The 15,502-nt window shown below is 58.2% G+C and carries 12 protein-coding genes and 1 pseudogene; all 13 read right to left on the bottom strand.

Annotated elements, in window-relative coordinates; genetic code table 11:
* Window positions 1-841: 841 nt before the first annotated feature.
* Window positions 842-1,711: an orotidine-5'-phosphate decarboxylase gene (pyrF, locus tag CORAM0001_RS08895; RefSeq protein WP_005511471.1), complete on the bottom strand. Its 870-nt coding sequence runs from the start codon at window positions 1,709-1,711 to the stop codon at window positions 842-844.
* Between the two features lies 1 nt (window position 1,712).
* Entirely contained in the window at window positions 1,713-5,072 is a 3,360-nt protein-coding gene (gene carB / locus CORAM0001_RS08890) for a carbamoyl-phosphate synthase large subunit (protein WP_005511496.1), read from the bottom strand.
* Between the two features lie 24 nt (window positions 5,073-5,096).
* Window positions 5,097-6,329 (bottom strand): glutamine-hydrolyzing carbamoyl-phosphate synthase small subunit, encoded by a 1,233-nt coding sequence (gene carA / locus CORAM0001_RS08885; RefSeq protein WP_425265867.1) that lies wholly within the window; start codon window positions 6,327-6,329, stop codon window positions 5,097-5,099.
* A gap of 38 nt (window positions 6,330-6,367) precedes the next feature.
* Entirely contained in the window at window positions 6,368-7,729 is a 1,362-nt protein-coding gene (locus CORAM0001_RS08880; RefSeq protein WP_005511480.1) for a dihydroorotase, read from the bottom strand.
* Window positions 7,730-8,683, bottom strand: coding sequence for an aspartate carbamoyltransferase catalytic subunit (locus CORAM0001_RS08875; RefSeq protein WP_005511494.1), 954 nt, complete (start codon window positions 8,681-8,683; stop codon window positions 7,730-7,732). It lies immediately after the preceding gene.
* Window positions 8,680-9,249 (bottom strand): bifunctional pyr operon transcriptional regulator/uracil phosphoribosyltransferase PyrR, encoded by a 570-nt coding sequence (pyrR, locus tag CORAM0001_RS08870; RefSeq protein WP_005511495.1) that lies wholly within the window; start codon window positions 9,247-9,249, stop codon window positions 8,680-8,682. Before pyrR ends, CORAM0001_RS08875 begins: the two co-directional genes overlap by 4 nt.
* A gap of 251 nt (window positions 9,250-9,500) precedes the next feature.
* The gene (gene nusB, locus CORAM0001_RS08865) at window positions 9,501-10,205 is read right to left on the bottom strand and encodes a transcription antitermination factor NusB (RefSeq protein ID WP_005511454.1); all 705 of its coding nucleotides are present in this window, start codon (window positions 10,203-10,205) and stop codon (window positions 9,501-9,503) included.
* Window positions 10,206-10,253: 48 nt separating this feature from the next.
* Window positions 10,254-10,816 (bottom strand): annotated as a pseudogene (gene efp / locus CORAM0001_RS08860) (elongation factor P).
* 87 nt (window positions 10,817-10,903) lie between these two features.
* Window positions 10,904-12,076 carry an aminopeptidase P family protein gene (locus CORAM0001_RS08855; protein ID WP_005511455.1) on the bottom strand — a complete coding sequence of 391 codons (1,173 nt, stop codon included), beginning with the start codon at window positions 12,074-12,076 and terminating at the stop codon, window positions 10,904-10,906.
* A complete protein-coding gene (gene aroQ / locus CORAM0001_RS08850) occupies window positions 12,073-12,549 on the bottom strand; it encodes a type II 3-dehydroquinate dehydratase (protein ID WP_005511462.1) in 477 nt (158 codons plus the stop codon). The genes CORAM0001_RS08855 and aroQ overlap by 4 nt, the downstream gene beginning before the upstream one ends.
* Window positions 12,546-13,655, bottom strand: a complete 1,110-nt coding sequence (aroB, locus tag CORAM0001_RS08845) for a 3-dehydroquinate synthase (protein WP_005511466.1) — start codon at window positions 13,653-13,655, stop codon at window positions 12,546-12,548. Before aroB ends, aroQ begins: the two co-directional genes overlap by 4 nt.
* 87 nt (window positions 13,656-13,742) lie before the next feature.
* On the bottom strand, window positions 13,743-14,264 hold the full coding sequence (locus CORAM0001_RS08840; protein ID WP_040361749.1) for a shikimate kinase: 522 nt from the start codon (window positions 14,262-14,264) through the stop codon (window positions 13,743-13,745).
* 40 nt (window positions 14,265-14,304) lie between these two features.
* Window positions 14,305-15,492 (bottom strand): chorismate synthase, encoded by a 1,188-nt coding sequence (gene aroC / locus CORAM0001_RS08835; protein ID WP_208854659.1) that lies wholly within the window; start codon window positions 15,490-15,492, stop codon window positions 14,305-14,307.
* Window positions 15,493-15,502 lie beyond the last annotated feature (10 nt).

The raw sequence follows: 15,502 nt of genomic DNA, 5'->3' as shown, positions 1-15,502 counted from the left end.
ATTATTCCTCCGCTCCTTCCCTTGAATAAGACGGCTGAATCGTTCCGTTCAAGGTCACCCAGGAATCGGGCAGCCGTGATATCGGGGCACAGCCTGAATCGCCGCCTCGATATAAACGCGATCGGCACCAGAATATTGGCCCCGAACGCGACGAAGGTCGTAAACAAGCTGCGAATCACACCAACAGACAGCAGTACCAGCAGCTAAGCAGTTATCGTGGCGCCTACACGCTTCGTCTGCCGAATTTAACGGCTCGCCGGGTCCGGAATTGTATTTTCCGCAATATCGCCACCTATTTAATGGATTCGCTAAGCGAGTATGCGGATTATGGCCGCCAACTTCATCTGCCAACATTTCATTGTAGACTAGTCCAACGTTGATGATATTTATGTCTACTCCGGCGTCTTCTGCGGCTTTACTATCAAAAAGCTTGACTCCATCCCTATCTACCGAGTATTGCGAGATAGCAGCGGAGATTTCCTGTTCGGTTGCAAATGCCCCTGTCTTGTAGGTTCCATAGACCTCGGCATTCGCAATAGATACAGGCAAAAGCCCTACGAACCCTATTAATGATGCGCACAATACATTAATGCACTTTCTATACATTTCACACTCCGTTCTTCAATTGACTACGGAATTGACATAATTTTCTTAAGCTGTTTATAGCACGATTTCCCGCTAGCAACAATGATTAATAAACACATTTATTATTAATCCCAAATTAGTTGCAATATATTCGTAACGTGTCAAATCACTCACCATTAGATACGCAGAAAGCCCGCAGGGGCACCTGTTCTATGAGGTGCGCCCTGCGGGCCTCTGCCAATTCGGCGATCCGCTGTTAACTCTTGTCAAGAAACGGAGCTGCAGCTTCAAAAGTTGCGCGCCGCAGCGCAGCAGAATCAGGCCCAGCCGAGAGAATCGCACGCGAAATATTCGGCAGTGCAAGCCCCCTGGACTCCCCTGCCAGACGATCTACATCGGCCGGGGTTCCACCCTGAGCTCCCACACCGGGCATGAGAATGGGGCCGCGCAGGTCACTTAGCACCGGAGCGTCGTCAAGCGTTGCGCCAACAACAACGCCGATGCTGCCAGCCTTTGCACCAGCGGCAATCTGGCGTGCATTAATAGCGGCTGCCTCGTTGACCATGGTCTGAGCCAGACTTTCACCCGAAACCGTCGCCTTCTGCACAGACGCACCTTCCGGATTGGACGTTGCGGCCAGCACGAACAGGCCGCGTCCGTTCTCCAACGCCAACGAAACCGCCGGATCAAGAGCACCGAACCCGAGGTACGGAGAAACCGTCAGAGCGTCGGCTGCCAGCGGCGAGCCATCCGATAGCCAGGCTTCAGCGTACGCAGCCATCGTCGAACCGATATCGCCACGCTTGGCATCTGCAATCGACAGCGCACCGGCGTCCTTCAAGTCCGCCAACGTCCGCTCCAGCACGGCAAAGCCCTTGGAACCGTAGGCTTCGAAGAACGCCACCTGGGGCTTGACGACGGCAACGATGTCACCGAACGCCTCGACGCATGTGGCGGCAAAGCGCTCTAGACCGTCAGCCGAATGCGGCAACTGCCAGGCATCCAGCAGCCCCGGGTGCGGGTCGATACCCACACAGAGTCGACCGCGCTCGGCGACAACCTCGCTGAGGCGATCACCGAAACCCTTGACGGTCTTCACTGTGGAATCTCCAGCCTTCGCGGTCATGTTAGGCCTGCTCCTGAGCAGCCAACTCTGCCGGGTCGAGTTCCTGCAGAGCCTTAACGCTCATCTCACCGTTACGCAGTGCCAGAATGCCCTGCAGCGCGGCGACGGCACCCTGAGCGGTAGTCACACAAGTTACGCCCTGGCTCACAGCAGCAGCGCGAATCTCGTATCCATCAGAGCGTGCGCCAGCAGAACCGGACGGGGTATTGATAATGATGTCAACCTCACCATCGCGGATCATGTCAACGATGTCGCGCTCGCCCGTCGGGGCTTCGGAATCAGTCGTTCGCTTTGCGACGACCTCACACTCAACACCGTTGCGGCGCAGCATGCCGGCCGTACCCTCCGTTGCCAGGATGCGGAAGCCCATATCCGCCAGCGTGAGAATCGGGAAGACCAGAGTGCGCTTATCGCGGTTGGCCAGCGAGACGAAGATCGTGCCCTCGGTCGGCAGCTCACCGAAACCGGCCAGCTCGCCCTTGGCGAAAGCAGCACCAAAGTTGTCGGCCAGGCCCATGACTTCACCGGTGGACTTCATCTCCGGGCTCAGCAGACTGTCGAGAGCGCGGCCCTCAAAGTCGCGGAAGCGGTTGAACGGCAGGACGGCTTCCTTAACCGCAATCGGAGCGTCAGCAGGCAGAGACCCACCGTCGAAGTTGGACGGGATCATGCCCTCTTCGCGAAGTTCCGCGATAGTAGCGCCCATCATAACGCGGGATGCGGCCTTAGCCAGCGGAACCGAGGTTGCCTTGGAGACAAACGGCACAGTGCGGGATGCACGCGGGTTGGCCTCGATGACGTAGAGCGTCTCGTCCTTGAGTGCGTACTGAACGTTCATCAGCCCCTTGACACCGATGCCGTGTGCCAGTGCCTTGGTGGATTCACGTACCTTGTCGATGATGCCTGCGGACAGAGTCATCGGAGGCAGCGCACACGCGGAGTCACCGGAGTGAATACCGGCTTCCTCGATGTGCTCCATGACGCCGCCGAGGTAGACCTCTTCCCCATCACACAGTGCATCAACATCGATCTCGATGGCGCTGTCCAGGAAGCGGTCAACCAGTACCGGGTGCTCATTGGACAGCTCGGTAGCGCGGTTGATGTAGTCCTCCAGAGTGGCCTCATCGTAGACGATTTCCATGCCACGGCCGCCGAGAACGTAGGACGGACGGACCAGCACCGGGTAACCGATGCCAGCGGCAACCTGGCGAGCTTCTTCGAAGGAGGTGGCGGTACCGAACTCCGGCGCAGGCAGCTTGGCCTCAGCCAGCACCTTGCCGAACTCACCGCGGTCCTCAGCCAAATCAATTGCCTCCGGGCTAGTGCCGACGATAGGAACACCTGCGGCCTGCAGGCGCTCAGCCAGGCCCAGCGGAGTCTGGCCACCGAGCTGAACAATGACACCTGCGACCTTTCCGGACTGGCTCTCGGCGTGGTAGACCTCGAGAACATCCTCGAAAGTCAACGGCTCGAAGTAGAGGCGATCTGCGGTGTCGTAGTCGGTGGAAACAGTTTCCGGGTTGCAGTTGACCATAACGGTCTCGTACCCAACACGGGAGAGCTCGAGGGCCGCGTGGACACAGGAGTAGTCGAACTCAATACCCTGGCCGATGCGGTTAGGACCGGAACCGAGGATGATGACCTTTTCCTTCTCGGTCTGCGGGGCGACCTCGGACTCAGCAGCTGGGTCCAGCTCGTATGCCGAGTAGTGGTACGGAGTCTGTGCTTCGAACTCAGCGGAGCAGGTATCGACAGTCTTGAACACTGGGTGGATGTTCAGGCGCCAGCGCAGCTCGCGCACGCCGTCTTCCCCGGCCAACTCCGGACGCAGCGCAGCAATCTGAGCGTCGGACAGGCCCCAGTACTTAGCTTCACGAAGCAGATCAGAGGTCAGCACCGGAGCGTCGATAAGCTCCTTACGGATATCCTGCAGGTTTTCCATCTCGGCGATAAACCACGGATCCAGGCCGGATGCTTCGTGAATCTGCTCGATGGAAGCACCCAGACGCTGAGCCAGCTCAACGTCGTAGATGCGGCCTTCAGTCGGACGCTTCAGGTCCTCAAGGACAGCGTTGACATCGTTTGCGCGCTCACCTGCGAAGCCCTCATCCGGAACGGTCCAGAAACCAGCTGGCTTGTTCTCCAGCGAGCGCATGACCTTACCGAGGGCACCGATGTAGTTACGGCCGATAGCCATTGCCTCACCGACGGACTTCATGGTGGTGGTCAGCGTGTCGTCAGCACCTGGGAACTTCTCGAAAGCAAAGCGTGGAGCCTTGACAATCACGTAGTCCTGCACCGGCTCAAACGCAGCCGGGGTCTCACCGGTGATGTCGTTGGTAATCTCATCGAGGGTGTAGCCGATAGCCAGCTTGGCGGCAATCTTTGCAATCGGGAAACCAGTTGCCTTGGAAGCAAGCGCCGATGAGCGGGAGACGCGCGGGTTCATCTCAATGGTGATGATGCGGCCGTCATTCGGGTTGATGGCGAACTGGATGTTACAGCCACCGGTGTCAACGCCGACCTCACGCAGAATTGCGATGCCCTGGTCACGCATGGTCTGGAACTCGCGGTCGGTCAGTGTCATCGAAGGCGCGACAGTCACCGAGTCACCAGTGTGGACACCGAGGGCATCGACGTTTTCAATGGAGCAGACCACGACAACGTTGTCGTCGCCATCGCGCATGAGCTCGAGCTCAAATTCCTTCCAGCCGAGGATGGACTCCTCAATCAGAACATTGGCCTCGGGCGATGCGGCTAGGCCGCCACCTGCGATACGGTCGAGGTCTTCCTGGTTGAAAGCCAGACCGGAGCCCAGACCGCCCATGGTGAACGACGGGCGAACAACGACCGGAAGACCGAGCTCTGCAACAGTCTCGTGGACTTCATCCATGTTGTGGCAGACGCGGGAACGAGCGGACTCGCCACCAATCTTGGCGACGATGTCCTTGAACATCTGGCGATCCTCACCGCGCTGAATGGCCGGAATATCAGCACCAATCAGCTCGACATTGTACTTCTCCAGAATGCCCTCGCGGTCCAGCTGGATGGCTGCGTTAAGTGCAGTCTGGCCACCGAGAGTTGCCAGGACAGCGTCAATCGGGTTGCCCTCTGCAGCTTCCTTGGCCAGGATCTTTTCGATGTACTTGGTTTCAATCGGCTCGATGTAGGTGGAGTCTGCGAACTCCGGGTCAGTCATAATCGTTGCCGGGTTGGAGTTGACCAGCGTGACTCGCAGGCCCTCTTCGCGCAGTACGCGGCAAGCCTGGGTGCCGGAGTAGTCGAACTCGCAGGCCTGACCGATAACAATCGGGCCGGAGCCGATAACCAGTACGTGGTTGATGTCTGTACGACGTGGCATGGTGTTAGGTCCCTTAGCCCTTTCCTACTTGTTCGAGTTTCCGGTTGCGGACTTGTTGAAATCGACCTTCTGAATCAGCTCCAGGAAGTCATCGAAGAGAGAGTGCGCATCGTGCGGGCCGGCTGCGGACTCCGGGTGGTATTGCACAGAAAAGGCCATGCCGTTCTTCAGCGCGACACCTTCCACAACGTCGTCGTTAAGGCAAGTGTGCGTAACCTCTGCCTCGCCCCACGGGGTATCGAAACTCTCGCCGGCCTTGCCTTCAAGTGCGAAGCCGTGGTTCTGAGCGGTAATAAAGATACGGCCAGTGCGGTGGTCCTTCACCGGAACATTGACACCGCGGTGACCGAAGACCAGCTTGTAGGTGTTCAGGCCCAGTGCTCGGCCAAGAATCTGGTTGCCGAAGCAGATACCGAATAGCGGCATGCCGTCATCGAGTGCTGCCTTGGCGACTGCAACCATCTCGTCAGCAGTTGCCGGGTCACCCGGGCCGTTGGACAAGAAGACACCGTCCGGCTGGTATTCCTTCTTAATATCTTCGTACGGAGTGTTGGCTGGAACAACTACGACTTCCAGGCCACGCTTAGCCAGCTCACGCGGGGTATTGGACTTGATGCCCAGGTCGTAGGCCACAACACGTGCCTTCTTCTCCCCCTGTGCTTCCACAACATAGGCCTCATCGGTGCTGACCTCGCGAGCCAGGTCCGCGCCCTTCATCGCAGGCTGAGCACGAACGATTTCCACCAGCTTATCGACGGGCTGTTGTGCGTCCGCACCGGAGAAAATACCAGCCGCAATCGAGCCATTGTCGCGCAAATGGCGAACCAGCGCGCGGGTATCAATCTGGCGGATACCGATGATGCCCTGTGCCTTCAGCTCATCTTCCAAGCTGCGCTCCGAGCGCCAGTTGGAGGGAATGCGCGACAAATCGCGGATAATAAAGCCAGCTGCCCAGATCTTGTTTCCGCGGGACTCGTAGTCCTCATCGTTCCAACCGGTGTTGCCAATCTGTGGTGCGGTAGCCACGATCAGTTGGCGGTGGTAGGACGGGTCCGTCAGGGTTTCCTGGTAGCCCGTCATAGCGGTGGTAAAAACTGCCTCACCCAGAGTTGTACCGGTGGCGCCGAAACCGCGTCCGCGGAACACTCGGCCATCTGCCAATACCAGGACTGCCGCTGTAGCGGCCGCGGCCTGCGACTCGTTGCTCACGTTATTGCCTTTCAGTTGGGTAGCGTGCGAGGAATTTACATTAATCATACGGGACGCATGTGAATTTTTATGCGTTGACATGAATATTATCCAGCGACCTCTCCGTTAAGAGCGGTCACTCTTCCGCGCAGCACGGTAGCTGCCACGGACACGGCCATCTCCATTTCCTCATAAGGAGTGTTCTCGGACTTCGACGCCAGGTCTTCGCCGCGGACCGTCCACTTCTTGCCCGGGTCAACAACGGTCAGGTTCGCAGGCTCGCCGACGGCAATCGGACGGCCGTGCCCCGGTAGCTTCACAATTTGCGCCGGACGCTCACTCATGACCTTGGCCAGCCAGCGCCAATCACAATCGCCCTTCAAAACGAACTCTTCCGCGATAATCGGCATCGAGGTCTCCAGACCAAGCATGCCGGGCTTAGCGTGCTCGAACTCGCAGCACTTTTCTTCAGAGCCGTGCGGAGCATGGTCGGTAGCGACACAGTCGATAACTCCGTCGATCAGAGCCTGACGCAGAGCCAGGGTGTCGCGCTGCTCACGCAGCGGCGGGTTGACGCGGTAGACGCCGTCGTAGGTCTCCAGCTTCTCATCGGTGAGAATCAGGTGATGCGGAGTAACCTCGGCAGTCAGCGGAATATCATGCTCCTTTGCCCACTTGACCAGCTCAACCGTGCCTTCGGTGGAAGCGTGGCAGATGTGCATGCGTCCGCCGTAGTCGCGAGCCATAATGGCATCGCGGGCAACGATGGACTCCTCGGCTACGCGCGGCCACCCGGTCAGGCCCAGACGTGCGGCGGTCGGACCTTCGTGGGCCGATGCATCTGCAGTCAGACGCGGATCTTCGCAGTGCTGCGCCAGCAATACGTCTTCGCCGCGGGCGTATTCAATCGCGCGACGCATGATCAGTGGATTGTCGACGCACTTACCGTCATCGGAGAACATACGTACCTTCGCCTGCGAGTCTGCCATCATGCCGAACTCGGTCAGTGTCTCGCCCTTCAGGCCCTTAGTAATGGAGCCGACCGGGTGAACGTCGCAGAGGTTCAGCGCCTGGCCCTTGAGCCATACGGACTCAGCAATCGAGGGGTCGTCGGTTACCGGCGCGGTATTGGCCATAGTGAACACTGCGGTGAAACCACCACGTGCTGCGGCAGCGGAACCAGTGGCCAGGGTCTCCGTATCTTCACGGCCCGGCTCGCGCAGGTGCACATGGATGTCAACCAGACCTGGCAGAAGGACCAGCGAGTCGAACTCCAGGACCTCTACCCCGTCCTCGGCCGTGAGATTTTCGCCAATCTCAGCGATAACGCCATCTTCAATCAAGACATCTACATCTTCGCCTTCACCGTAGGGACGCACACCCTTGAGCAGCAGCTGTCCCCGTGCGGACGCTGCCAGTGGTCCTACCTCTGGGTACGAGGCTTCGTCATACTCATTGCGATTCGACATTTATGCCTGCCCTTCCAAGTTGGCGGAAACACCTGAGGTCAGCAGTGTGAAAAGAACTGCCATGCGGACGTGGACACCGTTGGCAACCTGCTGCAGCACAGCGGTGCGCGGCAGATCAGCGACGGCGTCGTTAATTTCCATGCCACGAAGCATCGGTCCTGGGTGCATCACAATGCAGTCGTCGCGAAGCATCTTCTCGCGAGCCTTCGACAGCCCGTAGCGCGTGGCGTATTCGCGGTGCGACGGGAAGAAGCCGCCATGCATACGCTCCTGTTGGACGCGCAGCATCATTACGGCATCGGCATCGCAAATCTCGTCTTCCATGCGGTACGCGACCCGCACTGGCCAGGTTTCAATGCCAAATGGCAGTAGCGTTGGAGGAGCGACAAAGACGACCTCGGCGCCGAGCTTGCTCAGCAAATCAGCGTTGGAGCGGGCGACGCGAGAATGCAGAATATCGCCAACGATGACGACCTTGCGCCCCTCAATTCCACCGAGGCGCTGACGTAACGTCACCGCGTCCAGGAGAGCCTGCGTCGGGTGCTGGTGCTTTCCGTCACCCGCGTTGATGATCGATGGGCCGTTGCCAAATTCCTCAGTCCACTTGGCGATCAGCTGTGCCGCTCCCGACGATGGGTGCCTAACGACGATGGCATCGCCGCCGATAGCATCCAAAGTCAGCGCGGTGTCTTTCAGGCTCTCGCCCTTCTTCACAGAGGAAGAGGAAGCCGAGATATTAATAACATCGGCGCTCATCCACTTACCTGCAGTCTCAAAAGATGAGCGGGTACGTGTGGAGTTCTCGTAGAAGAGGTTGTAAATAGTGCGGCCGCGCAGGGTCGGCAGCTTCTTAATTTCCCGACCGCGGATGACTTCCTTGAAACGATCGGCCTCATCCATCAGGCCGACAATTTCATCCTTGGTCAAATCCGCAATGCTAATCAGGTGTTTCACTGTTCCTCCGCCCGGGTGAGAATAACCGCGTCACGGCCGTCAAGTGCCTCTACCAGCACATCAACGTCTTCGTCGCGGGAAGTTGGCAGATTCTTACCGACGTAATCGGCGCGAATTGGTAGTTGACGATGACCACGATCAACCAGCACTGCAAGCTGAATTACTCGCGGGCGACCGATGTCAGCAATAGCGTCGAGTGCGGCACGAATTGTGCGACCTGAGAAGAGGACATCGTCTACGAGAACAACGGTGGTGCCGTCAATTCCGGAGTTCGGAATGTTCGTGGGCTGCAGGGCGCGGTGCGGGCCCTTGCGCAAGTCATCCCTGTACAGGGTGATATCGAGCGATCCAGTTTCCGGACGAATGCCGGAGAACTGTTCAATCAAATCGGCTAGCTTTTCCGCCAGCGGTACGCCACCAGATGGAATACCGAGGAGAACTACGCGCCCAGCATTTGGGCTATCCAGCGCAGTTTTTTCAATAATTTGGTGCGCGATGCGCGCGATGGTACGTGCAACTTCGTCTGCATTGAGCAGCTCGGTTGTTTGCGGCGTTACCTCGCTCATCGTGACCTCCTTCCCCGCCTCTCAGTGCGGTCCGTTAAAGGATGTCTTGATTATGGATATTTGATTATCAGTTTGCATGACCCCGCAACTACGGTCGCGGTGCAAACTTCCGCTGACCAGAATAGCACTCACACTTGAATTGCCTCTAAATGCAACAAAACTCCAAGCCCCCAAAAAGGGACTTGGAGTTTCAGAGAATCCGCGAGAACCGACTGCAATCGGCTCGCAGCGATCCCGGCCGCTTTGATTGGCTAGGACCCGTTGTCGCTCTTAGCCACGTCTTCAGCCACCAGCTTGGCAATATCGCTCATGTCCAGGCCGGTAATCTTAGCCATCTCATCGGAGTCGGCCAGTGCCTTGTCAGCTTCCTCATTTGCGGCGGCCTGTGCCTGAATAGCCTCGTCGAACTGGGACTCGCCCACCGAAGTGCTCACAGCGGCAGCTGCCAGGCGTGCCTGGTCGGCAATCTTGGCCTCGGCATCGAGTACTGCGTTGATGTACGGTGCCGCCACATCAGTGGAGTATTCCGATGCCAGCTCAACGCCTTCCACCACGGCCACACGCGGAGGCACGTCGGAGTTGTAGAACAGCTCCCAGGTGGAAAGACGCAAAATAGCACGGTCGACTGCCGGTAAGCGACGCAGCGGCCACTCCTCCGTCAGGTACGAAGAAATCGTCGAGTCGATACCGATAATTTCCGCAGCTACACCGCGCACAATCTGCTCGGTGTACTCCGCAATCGGATTCACATCCAGATCGGGATTACGGACCATTTCCAGCCGCTCTTCAAGAAGCTTGACGACGTCAACGCCTCGCTGCTCGGCCTCAAAAAGCAAATCTACCGCACGACGGCGTGCACGGTAGCGCGCGCCGTGGCGCTTGTAGTTAGGTTCGCGAACTTTCGCGGACTCGTGCGCATCCGAGGTTTCGGCGGACTTGTGATCCTTTTCAGTCATGGATGTGTATGTATCGCTCTCAGCAAAAGGGTGAACTAGATGAGGGAATTAGTGGTTGACGCGGGACACGTACGAACCGTCACGGGTGTCGACCTTCAGCACATCGCCGGTCTCGATGAACAGCGGCACCTGAATCTCAGCGCCAGTCTCCATAGTTGCCGGCTTGGTACCACCAGTGGAACGGTCACCCTGCAGACCCGGATCGGTATGCTCAACCTTCAGCTCAACCGAAACAGGCATCTCGGCGAAAAGAACGTTGCCTTCGTGGAAGGACACCTGGCAGGTGGTCTCCGGAAGCAGGAACTTAGCGCCCTCCGGCATCTGAGCGTCCAGAATGGAAATCTGGTCGAAGGTCTTGTCGTCCATGAAGACGTAACCGTCACCGTCGTGGTACAGGTACGTCATGTCACGACGGTCGACATTTGCCGTCTCAATCTTGACACCAGCGTTGAAAGTTTTGTCAACAACCTTGCCGGTCAGAACGTCCTTCAGCTTGGTACGAACAAGGCCGGACCCTTACCTGGCTTGACGTGCTGGAACTCCACGATCTGCTGAAGCTTGTTGTCGTGCTTGATCACTAGACCGTTCTTAAAATCTGCGGTGGTAGCCAACTAAACTCTCCTGAAATTGTTAAAAAGCTCTCTGACGAAACCACGATACTCCGTATCTCATCGAGAGAAAAATAAAACGCCGTGATGTTAGGCTCGCGGTTTCGGCAGCTGCGTAATAATTTCCGGCTCGTTGTCAGTGATTATCAACGTATCTTCGATGCGCACACCACCGAACCCCGGCACATAAATGCCCGGCTCGATGGTCAACGTCATGCCAGCCGCCAACTTCCCCTTGCCCGTGCGAGCGGCAAATGGAGCCTCATGCACCTCAATACCGATCCCGTGGCCGGTGGAATGGACGAAGTGCTCTCCATAGCCAGCCTTTTCAATAATGTCTCTGCATGCCGCGTCGACAGCCACAACATCCGCCCCTGGAACAGCCGCTTTCACGCCGGCCAGCTGTGCTTCCAGCACGACATTGTAAATCTCTCGGGCCTTCTCGTCTGCGAACTCCACACCGGCAACAATCGCGGCGGCCAGATCCGACGACGTACTGTTCGCATCGCTTTCGCTTGACGACGTTCCCGTCTCACCGGCAAAGAGGGTACGTGTCATATCTGAGTTGTAGCCCCCGGCAAAGGCGCCAAAGTCGATAGTGACCAGGTCACCTGCCTCGATTACGCGGTCTTCCGCTCCGTGGTGTGGCTTAGCTGAATTCGGGCCGCTTGCGACAATCGTGTCGAAGCTAGGCCGATCGGCGCCATGCATGCGCATGCGGTACTCCAACTCTGCGGCGACTTCGCGCTCCGTGCGGCCGGCGACCACGATGCCGTCGTGAAGCAAGTCCTCGAATGCGCGGACTGCGATGTCGGCGACGTGGCGCAGAGCGACGAGTTCCGTATCGGACTTGACCTCCCGCCGTTTAGCGACGACGCCCGTAGTCGATACCAATTCAAGTGCCTGTGGCCGGACATCCTCTAGCTCTTGGTAAGCGGCCATGGTGAGGAACTCAGATTCAACGCCTAGACGCGCGATATTCAACTTTCGGGCTTGACCGAGGAGCGCCACGCCGGTGTTGCGGGCGGTGAGCAACTCCACGTCCGGTGCCTGCTTGCCGGCCTGAACCGTATAGCGGCCGTCGGTGGAAAGCAGCGCTTCCCCACTGGCCGCAACAATCAATCCAGCATTCGAGCCGTGGAAACCCGTAAGCCAACCAACATGCGTCGGATCGACTGTGAGGAAACCGTCGCAGTCGTTGTCGGACAATGCGTCGATAAGAGCGGCTCGGCGGGCGGCGTAGTTCGTGGAGATGTCTGTCATAGTGTCGTACTCACCCTTCTCAGTGCCATGGAATAGCCATCAGTTCCGCATCCGACGATAACGCCCGCGGCAAGCGCCGAGAGGTACGAGTGGTGCCGAAACTCCTCCCGGGCGTGAATGTTTGAAATATGGACCTCGTGGAAGCCCGCGCCGTCCGCAATTTCGGCAAGCGCGTCACGTAGGGCGACGGAGGTGTGTGTCAACCCTCCTGGATTGATAATGACTGGCCAACCGTAGTCGGCAGCTTCGTGAACCCACTCGATGAGTTGACCTTCATAGTTGGATTGGCGGCAATCCACTACGACGCCAAGCTCCTTGGCTAGGGTGCGAAGTTCAGATTCGACATCCGCCAAAGTAGTGGCACCGTAAATTTCTGGCTGACGCTTGCCCAGACGATTGAGGTTCGGGCCGTTCAGAACAAGCACGGTCGGAATCGCCGCCGTGGCATCAGTTGCTGCGCGAAGAGAGGTCATGAGCGGGCAGACTCCTCCGATGCGGCCTGCCCATTGTTGCAGAGCAGTTCGTATGCACGCTCGAGGTTATCCGTTCCCGGACCTTCAAGACGGGCTGTTTCACCGGGATTTTCCAAAATAACGAACCGAATCGCACCATCGCGGTTCTTCTTATCCCTGGTCATAGCATCGTAGAGCTCGGTAAAACGACCTGCTTGGTAGGTCGTTGGCAGCCCAATGGACTCTAGGATGCGACGGTGGCGGTCTACGAGTTCCTGATCAATATGTCCGGTGATTTTGGCCAGCTCGGCAACATAAACCATGCCTACAGCTACGGCGTGGCCATGGCGCCAGCGGTAGTTTTCAAAGTGCTCAACGGCATGACCGAAAGTGTGGCCATAGTTCAGGATCTCACGGAGGCCAGATTCCTTCAAATCCTCAGCGACAACGCGTGCCTTGACAGCAATCGCGCGCTCGACCAGTTCTGGCAGGTCACCGTCAACATCGAGGCAGGCCTGCGGGTTTGCCTCGTAAAGATCGAGAATCTTCGTGTCCGCGATAAAACCAGCCTTGATAATCTCTGCCGAGCCCGCGATCAGCTCAGCCTTCGGCAAGGTGCGGAGGACGTCAAGGTCACAAAACACTGCGGCAGGTTCGTGGAAAGCGCCGACCAGGTTCTTGCCGGCTGCAGTGTTGATACCGGTTTTGCCGCCGACAGCTGCGTCGACCATGCCGAGCAGCGTTGTCGGGACCTGGATAACCATCACTCCACGCATCCACGCAGCGGCGACGAATCCACCGAAGTCTGTGGCTGCACCGCCGCCAATCGCGATTACGGCGTCACGCCGGCCCAGGCCGCGTTCACCAAAAGTGTCCCAAACTGTTTCAGCAACTGCGAGCGTCTTGCCCTCCTCCGCATCTGGAATCTGGATGCTGAAGGCGTCGACTCCCTTGTCCGCCAGTGCCTTGATGACGCCGAAGCTCAGCTCTTGAACGCTCCCTTGGTGAATCACCGCGACCTGAGAGGCAAAGGTAGCGGCCTCCGCGATCTGCTCGGTGAGTCCATGCCCCATGGTCACCGTGTACGGCGATGGGCCTTCGACACGGATTGTGCGGGTTGAGTTCATTTTCAGTCCCTAGTCGTTAGCGTAAGAAATGTATGGAGTTGCTGGTCATGCGGCAGTGATTAGCTACCGCCATTTGAGAGTCGTCAGTTAAGCCTCGTCGCAGGTTTCATCGAGGTAGCTGAGGATTTCGGCTACAACGCGCTGCGGGGAACGTTCGTCGGAACGCACCTTGAAAGTGGCTGCATCTTCGTAGAAAGCGCGGCGAGCCTCATAGAGCGCGCGGTAATGAGCCTCTGGGTCATCCGCCTGGAGCACCGGGCGCGAATTGTTTCCCGCGGTACGGCGGACGCCCTCTGAAATGCTGATCTCGAGGTAGACGACGTTATGGTCTGCCAGCAGATCACGGGTCGCCTGCGAAATCACGGCACCACCGCCAAGTGAGACGATTCCGTCGTGGGTCAGAGCCTCCGCCACGACTTGTTCCTCGATACGGCGGAACTCCGGCTCTCCCAGCTCGGAAAAGACTTCCCCACAAGTCTTGCCCATGCGCTGTTCAATCATCTCATCGGTATCGGTGAGTCTGGTGCTCAATGCACGAGACAACCGACGACCGATGGTGGACTTTCCCGATCCGGGCGGTCCGACAAGGACAATAGTAGGAACGGACATTCCCCTCGTTATACCCTTCTTCGTGTGCGCAACTGTGGCGCTATTTCCAATCAAGGCGACGTCGAGTCTGCTCCAAGTAGCCTTCAACGTTACGCTTGGTTTCCTCCAGGCTATCGCCGCCGAACTTTTCCATCACTGCACGCGCCAGTACCAGCGCGACCATTGCCTCTGCGACAACACCGCCGGCCGGGACCGCGCAGACATCAGAGCGCTGATGGATTGCGGTAGCTGCATCGCCGCTGGCCATATCGACGGTCTTCAGCGCACGCGGAACGGTCGAAATTGGCTTCATCGCAGCACGTACAACGAGAGGTTGAGCATTAGTCATGCCACCCTCCAGGCCACCGGCGCGGTTAGTTTCCCGATCCACGCCGTCGTCGGTACGCACCATTTCATCATGGGCCTCGGTGCCACGGCGACGGGCTTCCTCAAAACCATCGCCGATCTCCACGCCCTTGACGGACTGAATTCCCATCAAGGCACCTGCAAGCTGCGAATCCAGACGGGCATCACCGGAAATGTGCGATCCCAGGCCCACCGGCAGACCGTGGACAACGACCTCGACGATGCCACCGAGGGTGTCGCCCTGCTTCTTAGCGGCCTTGATTTCGGCAATCATCGACTCCTCCGCAGCTGCAGAGAATGCGCGCACTGGCGACTCGTCAATCTTGTCCTGATCGGCGAAGGTCGGCAGTGGCCCCTCGTAGGGCTCGGAACGGCCGATGGAAATCACGTGGCTGACAACTTCCACACCGAGAGTCTCACGCAGAATTGAGCGGGCCACAACCGATGCCGCCACACGTGCTGCAGTCTCGCGAGCCGATGAACGCTCCAGGATGTTTCGAGCATCGGTGTGGTTGTACTTCAGCATGCCGTTGAAATCGGCATGCCCCGGGCGCGGGCGGGTTAAGGTGGCGCCACGGGCTGTATCCAAAGCAGCTGGGTCAACCGGATCCGCGCTCATGACCTCGGTCCACTTGGGCCATTCGGAGTTGCCAACCATAATGCCAATCGGCGCTCCCAGCGTCTCACCGTGTCGAATGCCAGTCAGCAGCGTGACCTCATCAGCCTCAAACTTCATTCGCGCCCCGCGACCATAACCGAGGCGGCGGCGTGCGAGGTGGCGTGATACGTCATCTGTAGTCAGGGGAAGTCCGGCTGGCGCGCCTTCTACGAGAGCGATAAGCGCTTTGCCGTGAGATTCACCCGCGGTAGTCCAACGAAGCATAGGTATCATA

The sequence above is a fragment of the Corynebacterium amycolatum SK46 genome (genome assembly GCF_000173655.1).
GTDB classification, from domain to species: Bacteria; Actinomycetota; Actinomycetes; order Mycobacteriales; family Mycobacteriaceae; genus Corynebacterium; species Corynebacterium amycolatum_A.
The sequence above is the reverse complement of the archived record's forward strand: the minus strand, read 5'-3'. Positions and strand labels throughout refer to the sequence as shown.

Bases quoted from the DNA above. Each gene is read 5' to 3' on its own strand.
- pyrF (WP_005511471.1), bottom strand. From the start codon at position 1,711: ATGACCGCGAAGGCTGGAGATTCCACAGTGAAGACCGTCAAGGGTTTC.
- carB (WP_005511496.1), bottom strand. From the start codon at position 5,072: ATGCCACGTCGTACAGACATCAACCACGTACTGGTTATCGGCTCCGGC.
- carA (WP_425265867.1), bottom strand. From the start codon at position 6,329: ATGATTAATGTAAATTCCTCGCACGCTACCCAACTGAAAGGCAATAAC.
- CORAM0001_RS08880 (WP_005511480.1), bottom strand. From the start codon at position 7,729: ATGTCGAATCGCAATGAGTATGACGAAGCCTCGTACCCAGAGGTAGGA.
- pyrR (WP_005511495.1), bottom strand. From the start codon at position 9,249: ATGAGCGAGGTAACGCCGCAAACAACCGAGCTGCTCAATGCAGACGAA.
- nusB (WP_005511454.1), bottom strand. From the start codon at position 10,205: ATGACTGAAAAGGATCACAAGTCCGCCGAAACCTCGGATGCGCACGAG.
- CORAM0001_RS08855 (WP_005511455.1), bottom strand. From the start codon at position 12,076: ATGACAGACATCTCCACGAACTACGCCGCCCGCCGAGCCGCTCTTATC.
- aroQ (WP_005511462.1), bottom strand. From the start codon at position 12,549: ATGACCTCTCTTCGCGCAGCAACTGATGCCACGGCGGCGATTCCGACC.
- aroB (WP_005511466.1), bottom strand. From the start codon at position 13,655: ATGAACTCAACCCGCACAATCCGTGTCGAAGGCCCATCGCCGTACACG.
- CORAM0001_RS08840 (WP_040361749.1), bottom strand. From the start codon at position 14,264: ATGTCCGTTCCTACTATTGTCCTTGTCGGACCGCCCGGATCGGGAAAG.
- aroC (WP_208854659.1), bottom strand. From the start codon at position 15,492: ATGCTTCGTTGGACTACCGCGGGTGAATCTCACGGCAAAGCGCTTATC.